The following is a 3,577-nucleotide window of genomic DNA, read 5'->3' as shown; positions in this document are numbered from 1 at the left end:
CCAAAAGTTATAGAAAAACTTCAAAAAATATCTAAAAACAATAAAGACATTTAACATAAAAATAAAGACATTTAACATAAAACTGATACTAAAAAGTATCAGTTTTTTAGTATAATTAACTAATAAAGGTAAAGTGATATCTCACTTATATATTAATAATATAAAATACATAATAAATCAATCACATAAGTGGGAAAATATAGAAATAAACAATTTGAGAATTGACTAACTTGTGTTATAATTTAATTAGCCTAAGATTTTTATTTTCTTCTTACATAAATTTGAAAATAAAAACTATTTGCTCGCTATATATAGCGAGCTTTTTTTATTTAAATTTTTTCCTTTTACAGTTAAATTTGAATTCTTCATTAATAAATAATATAGGTATATAAATAAGAGTTGTAATTAATGTAAATATAATTGCACTTGATAAGTTATGACTTGAAAAACAATATGGATAATTTGCATTTGTAAATGTATTTAAAAGATATATAAAAGAAAAATAAATTATACAAAAAATTAAGTTGTCCTTTAATGCGCACTTATTTATACTAAATTTTCTAACTTCAGTTAAATAAACTATAGAATAAAATAAAATACACTTAGAGAAAAAAAATAAATAATATAATATATTAGGATATCTATAACCTAAGTTTGGGAAAAAAATTAACTCTCCGATAGAGCAAACTAAACTCCATGAAAAAAAGACATTGAACAACTGATAATTTTTAAAAAATAAGATAGCAATACATATATAAGATGTAAATCTAGAAATTGTAATAGGTAAACAAGTATAAACATTATAGCTACCCATTGAAATAAATGAGAATTGTTCAAAAGTAATCTCTAATATAATCAATATACAAATTATCTTTTCAACTATATAACTATATGGTAGTAAGTTTTTTGTTAGCTTAGGACATAAGTACAAAAATACAGAAAAAATTAAGAGCATGATCAAATGTGTATTTGAAAAAAGAAAGGTATTTTCCATATAAACCTCCTTTATATTAATTATAATTTCAATGTTAAAACAATAGTGAAACTTTAATAATATAATAAWWWAWRRWMWWWAAWWRWWWYRAAWWCTMATWTKKARMTTTWYWTDTTAHHTATTDADAHTAAATTAGAATDTAATTATTATATATTATTAGTAAAGTATATTTTTGAAGAACATAAAATAGACGTATTAAAGAAATACTTTTGTAACAAAAAATATAATAAATAATAAATTAATAGTATATATATTAAGACAATTGAAAATTTCGTTTTAAGGAAGTGAGAAAATGAAAGCTTTATCATGTGCAGATTCAGGTGGTAAATATTGTCCATGTCATCTTGCATACTCAAATGATTGTATAAGATGTAATATGTTAAATAAAAATAAAACATGTGACTGTATATGGCAAGGAGTATGTATATACAACGAAGTTATTCATAATAAGAATTCTCCTATAGTACAAAGACAAGAATACTTATGCGATATAGAAGATATAAAATTAGTTGAGGAATATACTTATTTGATTAAAATAAAAATACCAAAAGTCTTATCAAAAGATTTACGTAGTCCAGGAGCGTACGTTTTAGTAAAGAGTGAAAATAAAGATAGTGAGATATTTAGTGCACCTATTTCAGTAATGGATGTAGACTTAGATAATAATACATTAGAAGTAGTTGTTAAGACTGTAGGAATAAAGACTAAGGGGATAGTCAAATTTGATAAGGTTTATATCAAAGGTCCATATTTTAATGGATTATTTGGAGTAAAAGAAATCAAAAGCACATCAAAATCCAATTCTTTAGTGATATTAAATGGATTATCACAAGTAAATTCAATAAATGTAGTACGAAGATTAATAGAAAATAACAATAAAGTAGATGTATTTATAAATCATAACGGAGTAATTTTGGATAGTGTTATTCAAAAAATATATAATCTAGGTGCAAATATATATCATATAGACATAGATGTTGATAAATTATTTATATCTGATTATATAAAAACGAATAATATAAAATTAGTATACAGTGGAGGAAGCAATCATTTTAATAAAGATATAATGGATATTGTTGATAGTGTAGACGAAAATATAAAACTAGCAGTTTCTAACAATAATTTAATATGTTGTGGTGAAGGCATATGTGGTGCTTGTGGTATAAATTTAAATGGAGTAAAAGTTAAAACATGTAAAACGCAGGTTAATAGTAGAGAATATTTAAAAAGTATATATTAAGTTTTAGGGGGAGTTAGTATGGCGAAAGTAGTTATTATTGGAGGAGGATGGGCAGGGTGCGCAGCAGCAATAACTGCTAAAAAGGCAGGAGCAGATGTTTTAATATTAGAAAGAACAGACTTACTTCTAGGGTGTGGCAATGTTGGTGGAATAATGAGAAATAATGGAAGATATAGTGCCACAGAAGAAGCAATAGCATTAGGAGCAAGAGAATTATTTGAAATAACAGATAAATACGCTACTCATAGAAATATAAATTTTCCAGGACATGAACATGCAACTGTCTATAATGTAACAAAGATAGAAAAACCAGTAAGAGATAAAATTAGAAGTATGGGTATAGAAATTAGATTTATTAGTAGAGTAGTTGATGTTAAAACTGATGGAGATAAATTACTTGCAGTTATATTAGAAGGTGGAGAAATAATATATGGAGATGCATTTGTTGAAACTACAGGATCGACAGGACCAATGGGCAATTGTACTGCGAATGGAAACGGATGTGCAATGTGTATTTTAAGATGTCCATCTTTTGGAGGAAGGGTGAGCATAACAAGTAAGTGTGGATTAGAAGATATGATTGGTAGAAGAAAAAATGGAGATTATGGAGCATTTAGTGGTTCTATGAAGCTTTTAAAAGAATCATTAAGTGATGAAATACAAAAAGATTTAAATGAAAAAGGATGTGCTGTAGTTCCTTTACCTGAAGAATTTATAAATAAAGATATATTAGATTTAAAGGTATGCCAACAATATGCATTGCCTGAGTTTGCAGAAAATATAGTATTAATTGATACAGGTCATGCAAAGTTGATGGAACCATTTTATAATTTAGAAGTATTAAGAATGATACCAGGATTTGAAAATGCTCTTATTGTAGATCCTTATTCTGGAGGCAAGGGAAATTCGGTTAGATACATGTCTGTTGCTAAAAGAGACAATTATATGAGGGCTAAAGGCATGGCTAATTTATTTGTTGGTGGGGAAAAAGCAGGATTTTATGTAGGTCATACAGAAGCTATATGTACAGGTAGTTTAGCAGGTCATAATGCAGCTAGATATTGTGCAGATAGATATTTAATTCAACTTCCAACTAATTTATTAATAGGTGACTTTATTGCTTATTCTAATAATGAAATGAGTAAACCAGATGGCGATAAGTTAAGATTTACTTTCGCTGGAAGTATTTATTTTAATAGAATGAAGGAGTTAGGTTTCTATAGTACAGATAGTAATGTTGCTTTACAAAGAGTTAAAAAAGTTAGTTTAGAAGGATTATATGATAAGAAAGTAATTTTATAGAATAGATGAATTTAATTAAAAAATATCTTAATAAATAAAAC

General features: G+C 25.8%; 3 protein-coding genes. 2 read left to right on the top strand and 1 reads right to left on the bottom strand.

From position 1 onward, the window contains the following. Positions 1-325: 325 nt before the first annotated feature. Positions 326-994: a TMEM164 family acyltransferase gene (locus G3997_RS11965; RefSeq protein ID WP_296644964.1), complete on the bottom strand. Its 669-nt coding sequence runs from the start codon at positions 992-994 to the stop codon at positions 326-328. Between the two features lie 292 nt (positions 995-1,286). Here G3997_RS11965 and G3997_RS07335 point away from each other — a divergent pair, with 292 nt between their 5' ends. Together G3997_RS07335 and G3997_RS07330 are read left to right on the top strand one after the other, a co-directional pair. After that, positions 1,287-2,234 carry a 2Fe-2S iron-sulfur cluster-binding protein gene (locus G3997_RS07335; protein WP_296644962.1) on the top strand — a complete coding sequence of 316 codons (948 nt, stop codon included), beginning with the start codon at positions 1,287-1,289 and terminating at the stop codon, positions 2,232-2,234. Between the two features lie 18 nt (positions 2,235-2,252). Continuing rightward, entirely contained in the window at positions 2,253-3,536 is a 1,284-nt protein-coding gene (locus tag G3997_RS07330; RefSeq protein ID WP_330616120.1) for an FAD-dependent oxidoreductase, read from the top strand. Positions 3,537-3,577: the final 41 nt, after the last annotated feature.

The organism is Romboutsia sp. 13368 (assembly GCF_018336475.1).
Taxonomy (GTDB): Bacteria; Bacillota; Clostridia; order Peptostreptococcales; family Peptostreptococcaceae; genus Romboutsia.
This window is presented reverse-complemented; position numbering and strand designations above follow the sequence as displayed.

What these genes read in the sequence shown, in the direction of transcription:
- G3997_RS11965 (WP_296644964.1), bottom strand. Translation starts at nt 994, where the DNA reads ATGGAAAATACCTTTCTTTTTTCAAATACACATTTGATCATGCTCTTA.
- G3997_RS07335 (WP_296644962.1), top strand. Translation starts at nt 1,287, where the DNA reads ATGAAAGCTTTATCATGTGCAGATTCAGGTGGTAAATATTGTCCATGT.
- G3997_RS07330 (WP_330616120.1), top strand. Translation starts at nt 2,253, where the DNA reads ATGGCGAAAGTAGTTATTATTGGAGGAGGATGGGCAGGGTGCGCAGCA.